Source organism: Vibrio sp. Y51_MX_L26 (assembly GCF_024181935.1).
Classification (GTDB): domain Bacteria; phylum Pseudomonadota; class Gammaproteobacteria; order Enterobacterales; family Vibrionaceae; genus Vibrio; species Vibrio diabolicus.
This window is the reverse complement of the sequence record NZ_JAMZAS010000011.1, coordinates 62,838-78,405: the sequence shown is the minus strand read 5'-3', so window position 1 is coordinate 78,405 and position 15,568 is coordinate 62,838. Positions and strand designations below refer to the sequence as shown.

Here is a 15,568-nt window from a genome sequence, read left to right as displayed (position 1 = left end):
CTCTAACTTGAGCGATTTAAGCGTGGGACTGTATGCCCCCATATAAGGTTTGATATAAGCCTTCTTGCTCAACTAACTCACCATGAGTACCTGTTTGCGTCACTTTTCCATCTTCAAGCACGTAGATCAAATCGGCTTGTTTTACGGCTGATAGACGGTGCGCAACGATTAATGTTGTTCTACCACGTAAGAATTCAGTCAATGCTTTGTGCAATGCCGCTTCAGTAGCGGTATCAAGCGCAGACGTGGCTTCATCTAAAATAACAAATTGAGGATCACTCAGCACCATTCTTGCGATGGCAAGGCGTTGTCGTTGACCACCTGACAAACGAATGCCGTTACGGCCGACTTGAGTATCCAAACCGTGATTCAGTTGAGAAATAACATCTTGCAGCTGAGCTACTTCAAGAGCTCGCCAAAGTGACATTTCGTCAAAATTCCCACCGAGCGTTAGATTATGCCTCAAGGTGTCGTTAAATAGTATAGGTTGCTGTAATACCACGGCAATTTTGTCACGAATTACTTCAAAACCAATATCTTCTGTTAATTCATCATTAAAGCGAATGCTACCGGAGTTTTGACGATAAACCCCAATAAGTAGTTGTATTAAGGTTGACTTACCGCCTCCGCTCGCACCAACTAACGCCACTTTCTTTCCTGCCGGTATATGTAAAGAAAGGTTATCTAGGACTTTGTTTTCATTATTATAAGAGAAGTCTACGTTTTCTACTTTAACATCGACTTCTCTGTCTTCTTTGAAAGGATTTACCTTAGGTACCGGTCTTTGTTCTTCTTCTAATACTAATAAGTCGTTGATGCGTTTTAACGCAGCTTTCGCGCTGTACCAAGAAAACTGAATGCCGAGCAGCTCTTGAACAGGAGACAACATAAACCATAGGTAACCAAAAACAGCAAAGATTTGACCAATAGTGAGGTCACTAAACATAACCATCAGCATGGCGACGGCTCTGAATAACTCAAAACCGATTAAGAAGAGTAGGAAAGAGACGCGACCTGCCGCCTCTGATTGCCACGCATACTTGTCTGCATCCACACGAACTTGGTTCGCACTGTCTTTGAGTTGCTGGAGAAATTCTCGCTCTTTATTGGCTGCGCGCAGCTGGTAAATGCCATCTAATGTTTCAACTAAACGATTTTGGAAAATTTCAAAAGAATGATTTTCCTTCCGTTTCAGATGTTTAACCATACTTCCTAGTTTACGTGAGAAGTAAATGACAATAGGGTTAACTAGCAAAATAAATAGACCAAGTCGCCAGTCGAGCCAAAGCAGAACGATGGCAGTACCAATGACCGTTAAAAAACTGATAACGAATTTTGCTAACGTAGAACCAATAAATTTATCGATGGTCTCAATGTCAGTGATAAGGTGAGCGTTGATGCCTCCGCTGCCTTTGGTTTCGTATTGGCGGATGCTGATACGACCAAGCTTGTCGATCATTTTACTGCGCATCTCAAACGTGATCGTTTTAGAAACAAGTGTAAATTGTCGGCTTTGAAGGATATTTAACCCCTGACTTGCAGCTCGCATCAGGACGACCAAGAAAAGGGTGAAAAATATATAACCCGTCGGAGTGTGCCACGCTTCAGGGAGAATGGCATTCATAGCAGCTAAGCCTTTTGCTGGTTGGTCCAATAAAACCTCATCAACCATCAACGGCATGAGAAGGGGGATTGGAACACTAATCAAGGTTGCAAGCACCGCTATCAAGTTCGCTATGATCAGCTTGGACTTGTGCTTTTTTACTTGTGTTATCAACCAAGAACGGCTAATAGTGTCATTTTTCAGAAGCATTGTAATTGAGAATAAGTCCTATTATAAAGTAGGGCTGCATTTTAGCGCCATACAGTGAGAATGGAAGCTTTTATAGTAAGTAGGAAGTTAATATGAACATAGAACAATACCATAGACTAACCAAACAAGCCGTTGCTCTAATTGAGTCTGAGCCAGACTTTATTGCTAACCTAGCAAACTTGAGCTCACTGCTTTTCATGGAATTGGACGATCTTAACTGGGCTGGCTTTTACCTAGCAAAAGGTGAAGAGCTCGTTCTTGGTCCGTTCCAAGGAAAACCAGCTTGTGTCCGCATTCCTATGGGGCGCGGTGTCTGTGGTACTGCTGCAAAAACTAACACCATACAAAGAGTATACGACGTTCATGAATTTGAGGGACATATAGCGTGCGATGCAGCGAGTAATTCGGAAATTGTGATTCCGTTTTCTATCAATGGAGAGGTGGTTGGTGTCCTTGATATTGACAGCCCAAGTATTGGTCGATTCAATGAAACAGACGAAGAAGGTCTCACTCATTTCATGGCTGAAGTAGAAAAGCTGCTTAATTCACACGCGAACGACGCATAAATTAGCCCTCGAGTGTGGTTTTTCCTTGGCATGTCACTATAATACGAGAATATTTTTTCTTAATGCTTCGCGGAAATCCGCTCAAATCAGGAACCCTCATGACTGAAAAGTTAAAAAACAGCAAAGAAGTTATTGCATATATTGCTGAATGTTTCCCTAAGTGCTTTACTTTAGAAGGTGAAGCAAAACCTCTGAAAATTGGTATTTTTCAAGATCTTGCGGAACGTCTAAGTGAAGACGAAAAAGTAAGCAAAACACAGCTTCGTGCAGCGTTAAGACAGTACACTTCATCATGGCGTTACCTACATGGTGTAAAACCAGGTGCAGTACGTGTAGACCTAGACGGCAACCCTTGTGGTGAGCTAGAAGAAGAGCACGTTGAACACGCGAAAGCGACACTTGCAGAAAGCAAGGCAAAAGTTCAAGCTCGTCGTAAAGAACAAGCACAAAAAGCTCGTGAAGAGGGTAAGGCGAAAGCGAAACCAGCGGCTAAAAAGCCTCAACAGCCTCGTCGTACTAACAAACCAAAAGTACAAAAAACAACTAAGCCTGTAGAAACGCGCGCTCTAAATGCTGACGAAATCACAGTAGGTAACGCAGTTAACGTGAACATGGGCAAAGGAAACATGGCAGCGACCATTGTTGAGATCAATAAGGATGATGTACGTGTTCAACTTGCTAACGGCCTACAAATGGTTGTGAAAGCGGAGCACTTGCGCGCATAAAGGAGATACTCCTACGCATGAATTGCCGTTCAAAAGTGACACTGATTGCTGCTAGCTTATGGCTAGCAGCATCAGCTCAGGCTCTCGAAGCCAAACTACATAAAGATGACTTGCCGGTTCTCGCTCCTGAAGTTCAGCACGAAACAGCTAGCAAACGAGTCACCTCTCGATTTACCCGCTCTCATTATAAGCATTTCAGCCTCAATGATGATTTCTCCAAAGCGATCTTTGAACGCTATGTAGAATTGCTTGATTATAATAGAAATATTTTTACTCAAGCGGACATCGACTCTTTTAAAGACTGGTCAATTGAGCTTGATGATCAGCTAAAAGCTGGTAACAACCAAATTGCTTTTGATGTTTATAACCTCTCAATGCAAAAGCGTTTCGAGCGCTTTGCTTATGCGTTAACGCTACTCGACGAAGAGATCAAGTTTGATACTGATGACGAGATAGAGTTAGACCGTTCTGAAGCTGCATGGCCAAAAGACGAAGCAGAGCTCAACGAGTTGTGGCGCAAGCGTGTGAAATATGACGCGTTAAATCTGAAACTGACTGGCAAAGAGTGGCCAGAGATTAAAGAGGTTTTAGAGAAGCGTTATAACAACGCGATGAAGCGGATCACACAGACTAATAACGAAGATGCATTCCAGTTATATATGAATGCCTTCGCCCGACAAGTCGACCCTCATACTAGCTATCTTTCTCCACGTAATGCTGAGCAATTCCAATCGGAAATGAACCTTTCTCTGGAAGGCATTGGTGCCGTTCTGCAAATGACTGACGATTACACAGTAATTCGTTCACTTGTTGTTGGTGGCCCTGCGTCGAAGAGCAAGCAGCTTGGCGAAGGGGATCGAATCATCGGTGTTGGACAAGACGGTGAAGAGATTGTCGACGTGATCGGTTGGCGTCTGGATGATGTAGTTCAATTAATCAAAGGCCCAAAAGGCACAAAGGTTAATCTACAGATCTTGCCAGAAGGTAACGATGCGAAGAGTTACATTGTCACAATTGTTCGTGACAAAGTTCGCCTAGAAGATCGCGCAGTGAAGTCGGAGATCATCGAAAAAGATGGTAAGAAGATTGGTATTTTAGAAGTGCCAAGTTTCTACGTCGGTTTGTCGAAAGATACCGATAAACTGCTTGCTGAGTTAAAAACCAAAAACGTTGACGGCGTAATCGTTGATCTACGTAACAACGGTGGTGGTGCATTAACGGAAGCGACAGCATTAACAGGGTTATTCATTAAAGAAGGTCCTGTTGTTCAAGTTCGTGACAGCTATGGTCGTATTAAGGTGAACGCCGATACTGACGGAAAAGTGAGCTACGATGGTCCGCTGACGGTGTTGATTAACCGCTACAGTGCTTCAGCGTCTGAAATTTTTGCAGCAGCAATGCAAGATTATAATCGTGCAATTATTTTAGGTGAAAATTCTTTCGGTAAAGGTACGGTTCAACAGCATCGTTCACTGAATCATATCTACGATCTTTTCGATAAAGAGCTAGGCTACGTTCAGTACACGATTCAGAAGTTCTACCGTATTGACGGTGGAAGTACGCAAAATCGTGGTGTTGCACCCGATATTTCGTACCCAACACCAATTGAAGCTTCTGAAACGGGTGAAAGTGTAGAAGACAATGCACTACCTTGGGATCAGATTGATAAAGCAAAATATCAAACCTTCCCAAGCAACGAAGCACTAGTTGAAAAACTCACCGCTCTTCATAACAAGCGTATTTCTGATGAGATGGAATTCCGTTTCATCAATGAAGACATAGAGAAGTATCGTAAAGAAAAAGACGATAATATGTTGTCTTTGAACGAGAAAGTTCGTAAGGCTGAATCGGATAAAGCGGAAGCACTTCGTTTGCAACGCATCAATGAGCGTCAAGCTGCTTTAGGTAAGGAAGCATTCAAAACATTGGATGATATACCTAAAGATTATGAAGCGCCTGATGTTTATTTAGATGAGTCTGTCGCGATTATGGTTGATCTACTCAAGCAGAAAAATCAGTCATAATAACTGGCAATTCAAAGTAAAAAGAGTGAGTCTTTCAGGCTCACTCTTTTTTTATGTCTTTTCATCTTTGTTTGTATTGAGTATCAAGTAAGATATTCGCTTATTTTTTCCCAATAATTTACGTGATCTACATCTAAAATTTCGCGAAAGTGAGGACTACTGCCTAAGCTAAAAGAAAACGATAAGGATGCCGATATGAAATGGTTCTTTATTTTACTTAGCTTTTGCTGCTTTAGTGTGTTTAGCGGAGAAAACACCAGAGAAGATGAATTAAGTCACTTTGACACGCCGTTTCTCATCGGAGACTGGTATTTAATGAACCCAAACCCCGAAGAGTCGGCTGAAAATTTTCGTGCGATAAAACTGTCACTGGGTTCCGACTACAGCTTTTCTATTGATATTCAAAAGAAAGATTATTCTGTCGATCATTGGGAAGGATTGTATAACGCCAATGAAGACACCATCGTTCTTGGCTTAAACACAGATGAGCCTCAAATTTATGCCTATCGCAATAATCACAATACACTTGATCTTAATGGTGTGACTTTTACTAAAGGGTTGTCTAACTCGCTAGCGGGCATATGGTCTAGCTCTTATGTATCCGGAGATGGCCTTGTGGCAAACAACATCAACCATATGGATCTGATACTTCAACCTGACTTCGTGTTTATGTTTCGGGTATCCAACGAAGAAGGGGATGAGTCAATCAAGCAAGGTGTTTTCTACACAGAAGATGAATATTTAGTCTTGCTCTATGAAAATGGCGAGCACGGGACCACCTATAAGCTCAACAAAAATGAATTAACGATTGAAGATTCAAATGGCGATATGTACGCGGTACTTAATCGGGTAACGCCTTGATAGCTTATCTTGTTACGACAAATTACGCGAGCATACGGTAAATTGTCAATGTTGTTTAAATGTTAATCAAAAAAACGGAGCTAGAGCACTAAAAGCTCCGTTTTTTGATGGAAAGACTTGTATTCTGATACCACAACCCCTACAAATAGCTTATATAGTGATACCAGAACTGCATTTTTGATCATGCAGTCTGGTATGTTTGTTGTTCGACATACAAGGATTTATGCTCATGTCCCAAGCTCCCCAGGCCAAATATCGTAAAGATTATCAAGAGCCATCTCACGCGATTACCGATATCGATCTTACGTTTGATCTTTATGACAATGACACCATCGTTACGGCGATATCAAAGGTTGCTCAAAAAGGCGATACAACAACGCTAGAACTCGATGGCGAGGGGCTTGAGCTGCGCGCTGTAAAAGTAAACGGTGAGGATTGGGCTCATCACGAAGTGAAAGAATCATCGCTTGTACTGACCGATCTTCCATCCGAGTTTGAACTTGAAATCGTCACCAAAATTGATCCTGAAGCGAATACAGCACTCGAAGGTTTGTACAAATCAGGCGGCGCATTTTGTACTCAGTGTGAGGCCGAGGGCTTCCGTCGTATTACTTATTACTTAGATCGTCCTGATGTTCTGGCAAAATACACGACAAAAGTGATCGCAGATAAATCCGCTTATCCATATTTGCTGAGCAATGGTAACCGAATTGCAGAAGGCGATGCAGAGAACGGTCGTCATTGGGTTCAATTGCAGGACCCGCATCCAAAGCCAGCTTACTTGTTTGCTCTTGTCGCAGGGGACTTTGACGTACTGCGTGACAAATACACAACGATGTCAGGTCGCAGTGTTGATTTAGAAATCTTTGTTGATAAAGGTAACTTAGACCGTGCAGGCCATGCGATGACATCGCTGATCAACTCGATGAAGTGGGATGAAGAACGCTTTGGCCTTGAATACGATCTGGATATTTACATGATCGTTGCCGTTGATTTCTTCAATATGGGCGCAATGGAAAACAAAGGCCTAAACATCTTTAACTCAAAGTATGTTCTGGCGAATGACCAAACGGCGACGGATCGTGACTACTTAGGTATCGAAGCTGTAATCGGTCATGAGTACTTCCACAACTGGACTGGCAACCGTGTCACTTGCCGTGACTGGTTCCAACTAAGTCTAAAAGAAGGCTTAACCGTGTTCCGTGACCAAGAATTCTCTTCTGACTTAGGCTCTCGCGCAGATAACCGTATCGATAACGTACGTATCATCCGTGGACCTCAGTTTGCAGAAGATGCAAGTCCAATGTCACATCCAATTCGTCCTGACAAAGTCATTGAGATGAACAACTTCTACACGCTAACAGTGTATGAAAAGGGCAGCGAAGTTATTCGCATGTACCATACACTCCTTGGCGAAGAGGGCTTCCAAAAAGGGATGAAACTTTACTTTGAACGTCACGATGGTACTGCTGCCACATGTGAAGACTTTGTTTCTGCAATGGAAGATGCCACCGGTGTCGATTTAAAACAATTCCGTCTATGGTACAGCCAGTCTGGTACACCGACGCTGCGCGTAAATAGCGAATACAATGCCAATGCAAAAACTTACGCACTAACGGTAGAGCAATTTACGGAGCCAACGCAAGACCAGGCTGAGAAGCAAGCGCTGCACATTCCGTTTGATATCGAGCTGTACGATTCGAAAGGTCGAGTTATCCCGTTGCTGATTAACGGTGAATCTGTTCACAACGTGCTAGATATTAAACAAGATAAGCAAACGTTCGTATTCGAGAATGTCGAAGAACAACCAGTGCCATCTTTGTTGCGTGAATTTTCGGCACCAGTAAAACTAGAATACGACTACAGTGATGATGAATTAGTCTTCTTGATGAAACACGCGACGAATGACTTTGCTCGTTGGGATGCAAGCCAAATGCTATTGGCTAAGTACATTCGTCAGAACGTGAAAAACGTTCAAGCCGGACAAGAAGTATCGCTTTCTGAAGGCGTGATAGATGCGTTCCGTGGTGTGCTATTGGATGAGACGCTTGAGCCAGCTTTCATTGCTCAAGTTTTCTCTTTGCCTTCAATTAATGAGATTACTGGCTGGTACCAGCAAATTGACATCGATGCCGTAGACAAAGTTCTAAACAGCATTACAGTGTCACTTTCCCAAGAGTTAGAAGATGAGCTAAGTGCAACTTATCATACACTGAAGCAAACAGAGTACACGATCGATCATGCTGCGATTGGCAAGCGTGCATTACGTAACCGTTGTCTGCAATACCTAGCACATACGGAAAAAGGTAATGATTTAGTGAAAGCACAATACGCATCTGCAAATAACATGACAGATACGATTGCAGCGATGAGTGCGGCAAATAGTGCTCAGCTTGAGTGTCGTGAAGCTCTTATGGCAGACTATAGCGATAAATGGAAGCACGATGGTTTGGTTATGGACAAGTGGTTTGCACTTCAAGGTAGCAATCCTGCAGAGGATGCACTTGAAAAAGTAAAAGCAACCATGAACCACGAAGCATTTAGTTTGAAGAACCCGAACCGTACGCGCAGTTTGATTGGCTCGTTCTTAAGTGCTAACCCTGTACGTTTCCATGATAAATCCGGTGCAGGTTACCAATTTGCAGGAGAAATCCTTCGCCAACTTAATGATTCGAACCCACAAGTCGCATCTAGAATGATTGATCCTTTGCTTAAGTTCCGTAAATACGATGAAGGTCGCCAAGCTTTGATCAAAGCAGAACTTGAAAAGCTCAAAGCAATGGATAATCTTGCTAAAGACTTATTCGAAAAAGTGACTAAAGCACTAGACGAATAGTAAACAACACAATAGGGTGGTCATTAAGGCCACCTTATTGTTTATGTCACTTAGTTTTTACTTCATGAACTATTACTACTTCAACCTCAACATTTCATATCAAACGTTTTTATCCCATTATTCTGGCGCGGCAAGTGTTGTTCAAGTCGTCACACATAATGGTTTACGTTTGCAGTTACCCGCCGCACGATTTAGACCATTTCTTAGTCAATTAGGCATTAAAGGCCAGTTTAGACTAACAACTGACCAAAATAATAAGTTTCTTAAGTTAGAAACTCTGTGATGTATTGTATTTGCAGAGAGTTAAATAGGAATCTTAGTCACAGAATCGGACATTTCACCTCTTACCACCACGATTAGTTGTTAAACATTTGTAATTATGCTTTTACAATGGGCACATGCATTACCTATGCTTAGTTTCTAAGGTAACAACCTAGCTACTAAGTCCCCCTACAAAACAACAATTCTAATGTGGAGTGTGAATATGACCGCGCGTGAAAATGTAGTGCCGGTTCTGCTTGAAAAAGTTTACCAACTGATTCAAGACAAACTCGAGCTTTCTCACCAAACGCTTGTAACTAAACTTGCTCAACACTTATTCAGTAACATTGCTGATGATGACCTGATTCAGCGAAACGAATCCGATCTTTATGGTGCTGTCGTCAGCCTTTGGCACCATATCAATGAAAAAAAACCAGAAGAGATTTCGGTACGAGTATTTAACCCGACCGTAAGTCGTCAAGGCTGGCAATCCACACACACAATCGTAGAAATTGTTGTTCCAGATAGTCCATTCTTAGTGGACTCAGTCAAAATGGCTTTAGCGCGTTTGGATCTTGTTTGCCACTTAATGTTAAACAACCCAACACAGATACAGCGTGATAAAAAAGGCCAAGTTACCGACGTAAACGGTGAGGGTGGTGTTCTTCAATCACTGTTCCATATCGAGGTAGACCGCCTTACTAGTAAAGAAGAGATGCAAGCGCTTAAAGAAGAGCTGTTAAAAATTCTATCTGACACTCGTTTAGTCGTTGATGACTGGAAGCAAATGGTTGATAAGCTTAAGCTTGTGACTGATGAACTTGAGAAAAATAAAGATCGTGTTTCTATCCAAACGGATCGTATGGACGAAACGATCGCATTTCTTCGTTGGCTAGAAGATCATAACTTTACCTTTATGGGTTACAAAGATTATGACTTAGAAGAAGTCAATGGTGATACCGAGCTTGTTCCTGCTAAAGAGAAAGGACTTGGTCTATTTGCTGATGACAAGCGTGTACGTAGCGTCAAGCTATCTGAGCTTTCAGATTCAGCGCGGTTAGAAGCGAAAAAGCCATACGCTCTGATCATCACAAAAGGTAACAAAGCATCTCGTATTCACCGTCCAGCTTATACTGATTACATCGGTATTAAGAAGTTTGATGAAAACGGTAAAGTAATAGGTGAGCATCGCTTTACTGGTCTATATACCTCTGCCGTGTATAACCAAGCGGTACAAAGCATCCCTCTGATCCGTGAAAAAGTGGACCGTATCCTTGAAGCGAGCGGATATCGTCACGGATCGTATTCATACAAAGCATTGCACAATATCTTAGAAAACTACCCACGCGATGAACTACTTCAAGCAAATGAAGAAGAGCTGCTTGAGGTGGGTATGGGTGTTGTACAAATGCAAGATCGTGACTTGCTGCGTTTGTTTGTTCGTAAAGACCCATTTGGTCGTTTCTTCAGTTGCATGGTTTATGTCACTAAAGATCGTTACAACACAGAGTTACGTCGTCAAACTCAACGCATTCTTAAGCAGTACTTTGGTTGCGAGCAAGAGGTTGAATTTACAACGTTCTTCTCAGAAAGCCCACTAGCGAGAACACATTACATTGTTCGTGTAGACAATAACAACATTGACGTAGACGTGAAAAAGATCGAGCAAAACCTAATGGAAGTTTCTACCTCTTGGGATGACAGACTAAAAGAATCCATCATTGCTAACTTTGGTGAAAGCAAAGGCCTTCCTCTTTCAAAAGAATACATGAGTGCGTTCCCTCGCTCATATAAAGAGGACATGATGCCAGGTTCTGCGGTTGCAGATATTGAACGCTTAGAAGCGTTAAGTGATGATAATAAACTTGGCATGTTGTTCTACCGACCTCAAGAAGAGGGGGCGGATTCAAAAGCTGTTCGCTTGAAGTTATACCATCGTGATGAGCCAATCCATCTTTCTGACGTAATGCCAATGCTTGAAAACCTTGGCTTACGAGTGATCGGTGAATCACCGTATGAGATCGAGAAAAATAACGGACAGACATTCTGGATCCTTGATTTCTCTATGCTGCACAAGAGCGAGAAAACGGTTGATCTTCGTGAGGCTCGTGACCGTTTCCAACAAGCATTTGCCGCAATTTGGGCGGGCAACCTTGAAAGTGATGGTTTTAACCGATTGGTACTAGGTGCGTCGCTATCTGGGCGTGAGATTTCCATTCTTCGTGCTTATGCTCGATACATGCGCCAAGTCGGTTTCCCATTCAGTCAACAATACATCGAAGACACGCTAAGCCACTACCCAGACTTAGCAACAGGTCTAGTCAAGCTGTTCACCAAGCGATTCGATCCGAAACACAAAGGCAGTGAAAAAGGCCAAAACGATCTGATTAAAAAGCTAACAGAGCAGTTGGATCGTGTAGAGAGCTTGGATGATGATCGTATTATTCGTCGTTACATCGACATGATCATGGCGACACTTCGTACTAACTACTATCAATTAGACGAAAGCAAGCAACCTAAGCCTTGGTTATCTTTGAAAATGAAACCGAGCGATATTCCAGAGATTCCGCAGCCTGTACCCGCGTTCGAGATCTTTGTGTACGCACCAGATATTGAGGGTGTTCACCTTCGTGGCGGAAAAGTGGCTCGTGGTGGTTTACGTTGGTCAGACCGTCAAGAAGATTTCCGTACAGAGATTCTTGGTCTCGTAAAAGCTCAGCAAGTTAAGAACACCGTTATCGTACCTGTGGGTGCAAAAGGCGGCTTTGTTTGTAAACGCCAGCCATCTCTCACAACCCGTGATGAGATCTTTGCTGAAGGTCAACGTTGTTACAAACGATTTATTCGTGCGCTACTTGATGTATCGGATAACATCATTGAAGGTGAAGTCATGCCACCACAAAACGTTGTGCGCCATGACGAAGATGACCCATACCTAGTAGTGGCTGCAGATAAAGGCACAGCAACATTCTCAGATCTAGCGAACTCTGTTTCTGCAGAGTACAACTTCTGGTTAGGTGACGCATTTGCTTCAGGTGGTTCAAATGGTTACGACCACAAAGCGATGGGTATCACTGCAAAAGGTGGTTGGGAATCTGTTAAGCGTCACTTCCGTGAAATGGGCATCAACTGCCAGACCACTGACTTTACCGCAATCGGTGTAGGTGATATGGCAGGTGACGTGTTCGGTAACGGTATGCTGTTATCGAAGCATATTCGATTGCAAGCTGCCTTTAACCACATGCACATCTTTATTGATCCAAATCCAGATTCAGCCACCAGCTGGGAAGAGCGCAACCGCTTGTTTAATCTGCCAAGATCAAGCTGGGAAGATTACAATAAAGATTTGATCTCTCAAGGTGGTGGCATCTTCTCTCGTCGATCAAAATCGATCCAGTTAACGCCAGAAATTCAGAAAATGTTAGGTACTAAGAAAGCATCTTTAGCGCCTAATGATCTGATTAAGATGATCTTGAAAATGAAAGTCGATCTGCTTTGGAATGGTGGTATCGGCACTTACGTTAAAGCATCGACAGAAACTCATACGGATGTTGGTGACCGTGCTAACGACATGCTGCGCATTGACGGCCGTGACTTGAGAGCAAAAGTGGTTGGCGAAGGCGGTAACTTAGGTATGACTCAGCTTGGTCGTATTGAATACGCACTGACTGGCGGCCGAGTGAACACAGACTTCGTTGATAACGTGGGTGGCGTTGACTGTTCGGATAATGAAGTCAACATCAAGATCTTCCTTAATGGACTGGTTTCAAATGGCGATCTTACGGTTAAGCAACGTAACCAAATTCTAGAGTCTATGGAAGACGAAGTGGGTGAAATTGTCTTGGATGATGCTTACCGTCAGTCGGAGTCGATCTCCGTGACTGAACAGCAAGGTGTTGGCATTGTTAAGGAACAAATTCGATTCATCCATACCATGGAAAAAGCAGGGTACTTGGATCGTGCTCTCGAATACATCCCTGATGATGAAACGCTAATCGAGCGTGAAAAACAGGGACTAGGTCTGACTCGCCCTGAGCTATCAGTGTTAGTTGCCTACGGTAAAATGGTACTTAAACAGCAACTTGTTACGGATGAAATCGCGAATGATGAATTCCATGCGAAACAGCTTGTTGAATATTTCCCAAGTGCGTTACGACGTAACTATAAAGATCAAATGGTTAATCACCCACTGCGAGCTGAAATTATCGCTACAGCATTGGCTAACCAGATGGTTAATGAAATGGGCTGTAATTTCGTCACTCGTTTGCAAGAAGAAACCGGTGCAAGTGTTGTCGATGTTGCTAACGCATACAGTGCGGCTCGTGAAATTTTCGATCTAGAAGCAATTCTTAAGCAGACTCGTGAACTCGATAATATCGCCACAGCTCAAGCTCAGTACGAAATCATGTTTTATGTTCGTCGAGCACTACGTCGAATTGCACGTTGGTTGCTTCGCAACCGCAGTGGTAAATGCACAGTTGGTGAGCTGATTGCTATCTACAAGCAAGATGTCAATGTTATCACTGAAACCTTAGACACTATGCTGGTTGAGTCTGAAGTAGAAGAACACAATGAACTTGCTCAAGGGTGGATTGAGAAAGGGGTAGAAGAGAAACTTGCACATCAAGTCGCTCGTTTATCCAGCTTACAATCTGCACTGGATATCTCATCAGTGGCGAGTGAAACAGGTAAAACGGTTGAGCAAGCATCGAAGCTCTACTTTAACTTAGGTGACCGTTTGTCGTTACACTGGTTCTTGAAGCAAATTAACAGCCAAGCCGTTGATAATAACTGGCAGGCACTGGCAAGAGCTGCATTCCGAGAAGATCTGGACTGGCAACAACGTCAACTTACGGCTCAGGTATTAAATTGCGGCTGTGCAACGGAAGAGCTAGACGTGATGAAAGCGTTAGAAGATTGGATGGAAACTAACGAGCAATCACTACACCGTTGGGAAAGCATCTTGAATGAGTTCAAAGTTGGCTCTGTCCACGAATTTGCTAAGTTTTCTGTAGCACTTCGAGAATTAGTACTCTTGAATCTCAACTGTTCGTCGAAAGAGTAGATGAGTTAGTCAAATTGTAAGTAAAAGCTTCGTTATTTAGCGAGGCTTTTTTGTTGCTCATCGTTTCTATTATAGCGCCGAGCAAGTTACAGTGTAACGGTGCGGGGAAGTTAAAATAGGCTGAAATCGATTGCTTTTAAGCGGTTAGTTACGATTTTTATCGCAGAAACTTGATTGTAATTGTTTGTTTTATATTTAAAAATTTTATAAAGATATAGGTTTTTACTTATTACGTTCATTTTCATTGAATTACGATGAAAAACGGTAAATAATATTGTCCCGTTTATACGGGGCTTTTTTCTTTCGGAGGCACAATGCTTTACCGTCTAGCCAGAACTGGCTTTTTCCAACTCGATGCCGAGAAGGCACATGATCTTGCAATCAAGAACTTCCAACGCTTTAACGGCACACCACTTGATCTCTTTTACCGCCAACAGTTACCAACTCGTCCAGTTGAGTGTATGGGTCTAACATTCCGTAACCCTGTTGGTCTTGCGGCTGGTTTAGATAAAAACGGCGAATGTATTGAAGCATTTGATGCCATGGGCTTTGGCTTTGTCGAAGTCGGCACTGTAACGCCACGACCACAACCAGGTAATGATAAACCACGCTTATTCCGTTTAGTGGAAGCAGAAGGGATCATCAACCGCATGGGCTTTAATAACCTAGGCGTTGATAATTTGATCGAGAATGTTAAACGAGCAAAATTCAATTGTGTTCTCGGAATTAATATCGGTAAAAATAAAGATACGCCAATTGAGAAAGGGGCAGAGGACTACCTGATTTGTATGGAAAAAGTGTATGAGTATGCTGGCTATATTGCAGTAAACATCTCATCGCCAAACACTCCAGGTCTTCGTTCACTTCAATATGGTGAAGCGCTTGATGAACTGCTTTCCGAATTAAAAGCGAAACAAGCGGAGTTATCAGAGAAGTACAACAAGTATGTCCCGTTAGCATTAAAGATTGCGCCAGATTTAAGTGACGATGAAATCTGCCAAATCTGCGATTCTTTATTGAAAAACAATATAGATGGTGTGATCGCGACTAACACAACTTTGGATCGCACGATCGTAGAAGGGATGAGACACGCCAATGAGGCAGGTGGCTTGAGTGGTCGCCCTGTGCAATCACGCTCTACGGAGGTCGTACGTAAGCTTCATGAAGAGCTTGGAGACAAACTTCCAATTATCGGTGTTGGTGGTGTAGATTCCTATGTTGCAGCCAAAGAAAAGATCATGGCAGGCGCTAAACTTGTTCAAGTCTACACTGGCTTTATTTACCACGGCCCAGGTCTCGTACGTGATATTGTTAAGAATCTTTAACACATACATCAAAAACTACTGAAAAATCAGTACCTGTTACATAAAAAAGAGGACTTTGTTTCCTCTTTTTTTTTATCCGTTCGTTTGTAGAA

Annotated in this window: 9 protein-coding genes; 8 read left to right on the top strand and 1 reads right to left on the bottom strand. The window is 42.7% G+C overall.

All coding sequences use genetic code 11. From position 1 onward, the window contains the following. Window positions 1-16: 16 nt before the first annotated feature. Window positions 17-1,813: an ABC transporter ATP-binding protein gene (locus NL645_RS18970; protein ID WP_053807440.1), complete on the bottom strand. Its 1,797-nt coding sequence runs from the start codon at window positions 1,811-1,813 to the stop codon at window positions 17-19. A 92-nt stretch (window positions 1,814-1,905) separates the two neighbouring features. Here NL645_RS18970 and NL645_RS18965 point away from each other — a divergent pair, with 92 nt between their 5' ends. From NL645_RS18965 to pyrD, 8 genes are all read left to right on the top strand, one after another. Beyond that, window positions 1,906-2,379: a GAF domain-containing protein gene (locus NL645_RS18965; RefSeq protein ID WP_065646467.1), complete on the top strand. Its 474-nt coding sequence runs from the start codon at window positions 1,906-1,908 to the stop codon at window positions 2,377-2,379. A 98-nt stretch (window positions 2,380-2,477) separates the two neighbouring features. Then, complete coding sequence (proQ, locus tag NL645_RS18960; protein ID WP_046876216.1) at window positions 2,478-3,104, top strand: RNA chaperone ProQ; 627 nt, start codon at window positions 2,478-2,480, stop codon at window positions 3,102-3,104. Window positions 3,105-3,121: 17 nt separating this feature from the next. After that, complete coding sequence (prc, locus tag NL645_RS18955; RefSeq protein WP_005396554.1) at window positions 3,122-5,128, top strand: carboxy terminal-processing peptidase; 2,007 nt, start codon at window positions 3,122-3,124, stop codon at window positions 5,126-5,128. A 195-nt stretch (window positions 5,129-5,323) separates the two neighbouring features. Then, a complete protein-coding gene (locus NL645_RS18950) occupies window positions 5,324-5,989 on the top strand; it encodes a hypothetical protein (RefSeq protein ID WP_005396553.1) in 666 nt (221 codons plus the stop codon). A gap of 229 nt (window positions 5,990-6,218) precedes the next feature. Then, window positions 6,219-8,825, top strand: a complete 2,607-nt coding sequence (pepN, locus tag NL645_RS18945) for an aminopeptidase N (RefSeq protein WP_253652209.1) — start codon at window positions 6,219-6,221, stop codon at window positions 8,823-8,825. Window positions 8,826-8,889: 64 nt separating this feature from the next. Next, entirely contained in the window at window positions 8,890-9,108 is a 219-nt protein-coding gene (locus NL645_RS18940) for a DUF2835 domain-containing protein (protein WP_046876238.1), read from the top strand. A gap of 201 nt (window positions 9,109-9,309) precedes the next feature. After that, window positions 9,310-14,151: an NAD-glutamate dehydrogenase gene (locus NL645_RS18935; RefSeq protein WP_253652208.1), complete on the top strand. Its 4,842-nt coding sequence runs from the start codon at window positions 9,310-9,312 to the stop codon at window positions 14,149-14,151. Window positions 14,152-14,465: 314 nt separating this feature from the next. Then, window positions 14,466-15,476, top strand: a complete 1,011-nt coding sequence (gene pyrD, locus NL645_RS18930) for a quinone-dependent dihydroorotate dehydrogenase (protein ID WP_005377443.1) — start codon at window positions 14,466-14,468, stop codon at window positions 15,474-15,476. Window positions 15,477-15,568 lie beyond the last annotated feature (92 nt).

Excerpts from the sequence above, each read along its gene's own strand:
- NL645_RS18940 (WP_046876238.1), top strand. The coding sequence starts at position 8,890 with ATGAACTATTACTACTTCAACCTCAACATTTCATATCAAACGTTTTTA.
- proQ (WP_046876216.1), top strand. The coding sequence starts at position 2,478 with ATGACTGAAAAGTTAAAAAACAGCAAAGAAGTTATTGCATATATTGCT.
- pyrD (WP_005377443.1), top strand. The coding sequence starts at position 14,466 with ATGCTTTACCGTCTAGCCAGAACTGGCTTTTTCCAACTCGATGCCGAG.
- pepN (WP_253652209.1), top strand. The coding sequence starts at position 6,219 with ATGTCCCAAGCTCCCCAGGCCAAATATCGTAAAGATTATCAAGAGCCA.
- NL645_RS18965 (WP_065646467.1), top strand. The coding sequence starts at position 1,906 with ATGAACATAGAACAATACCATAGACTAACCAAACAAGCCGTTGCTCTA.
- NL645_RS18950 (WP_005396553.1), top strand. The coding sequence starts at position 5,324 with ATGAAATGGTTCTTTATTTTACTTAGCTTTTGCTGCTTTAGTGTGTTT.
- NL645_RS18935 (WP_253652208.1), top strand. The coding sequence starts at position 9,310 with ATGACCGCGCGTGAAAATGTAGTGCCGGTTCTGCTTGAAAAAGTTTAC.
- prc (WP_005396554.1), top strand. The coding sequence starts at position 3,122 with ATGAATTGCCGTTCAAAAGTGACACTGATTGCTGCTAGCTTATGGCTA.
- NL645_RS18970 (WP_053807440.1), bottom strand. The coding sequence starts at position 1,813 with ATGCTTCTGAAAAATGACACTATTAGCCGTTCTTGGTTGATAACACAA.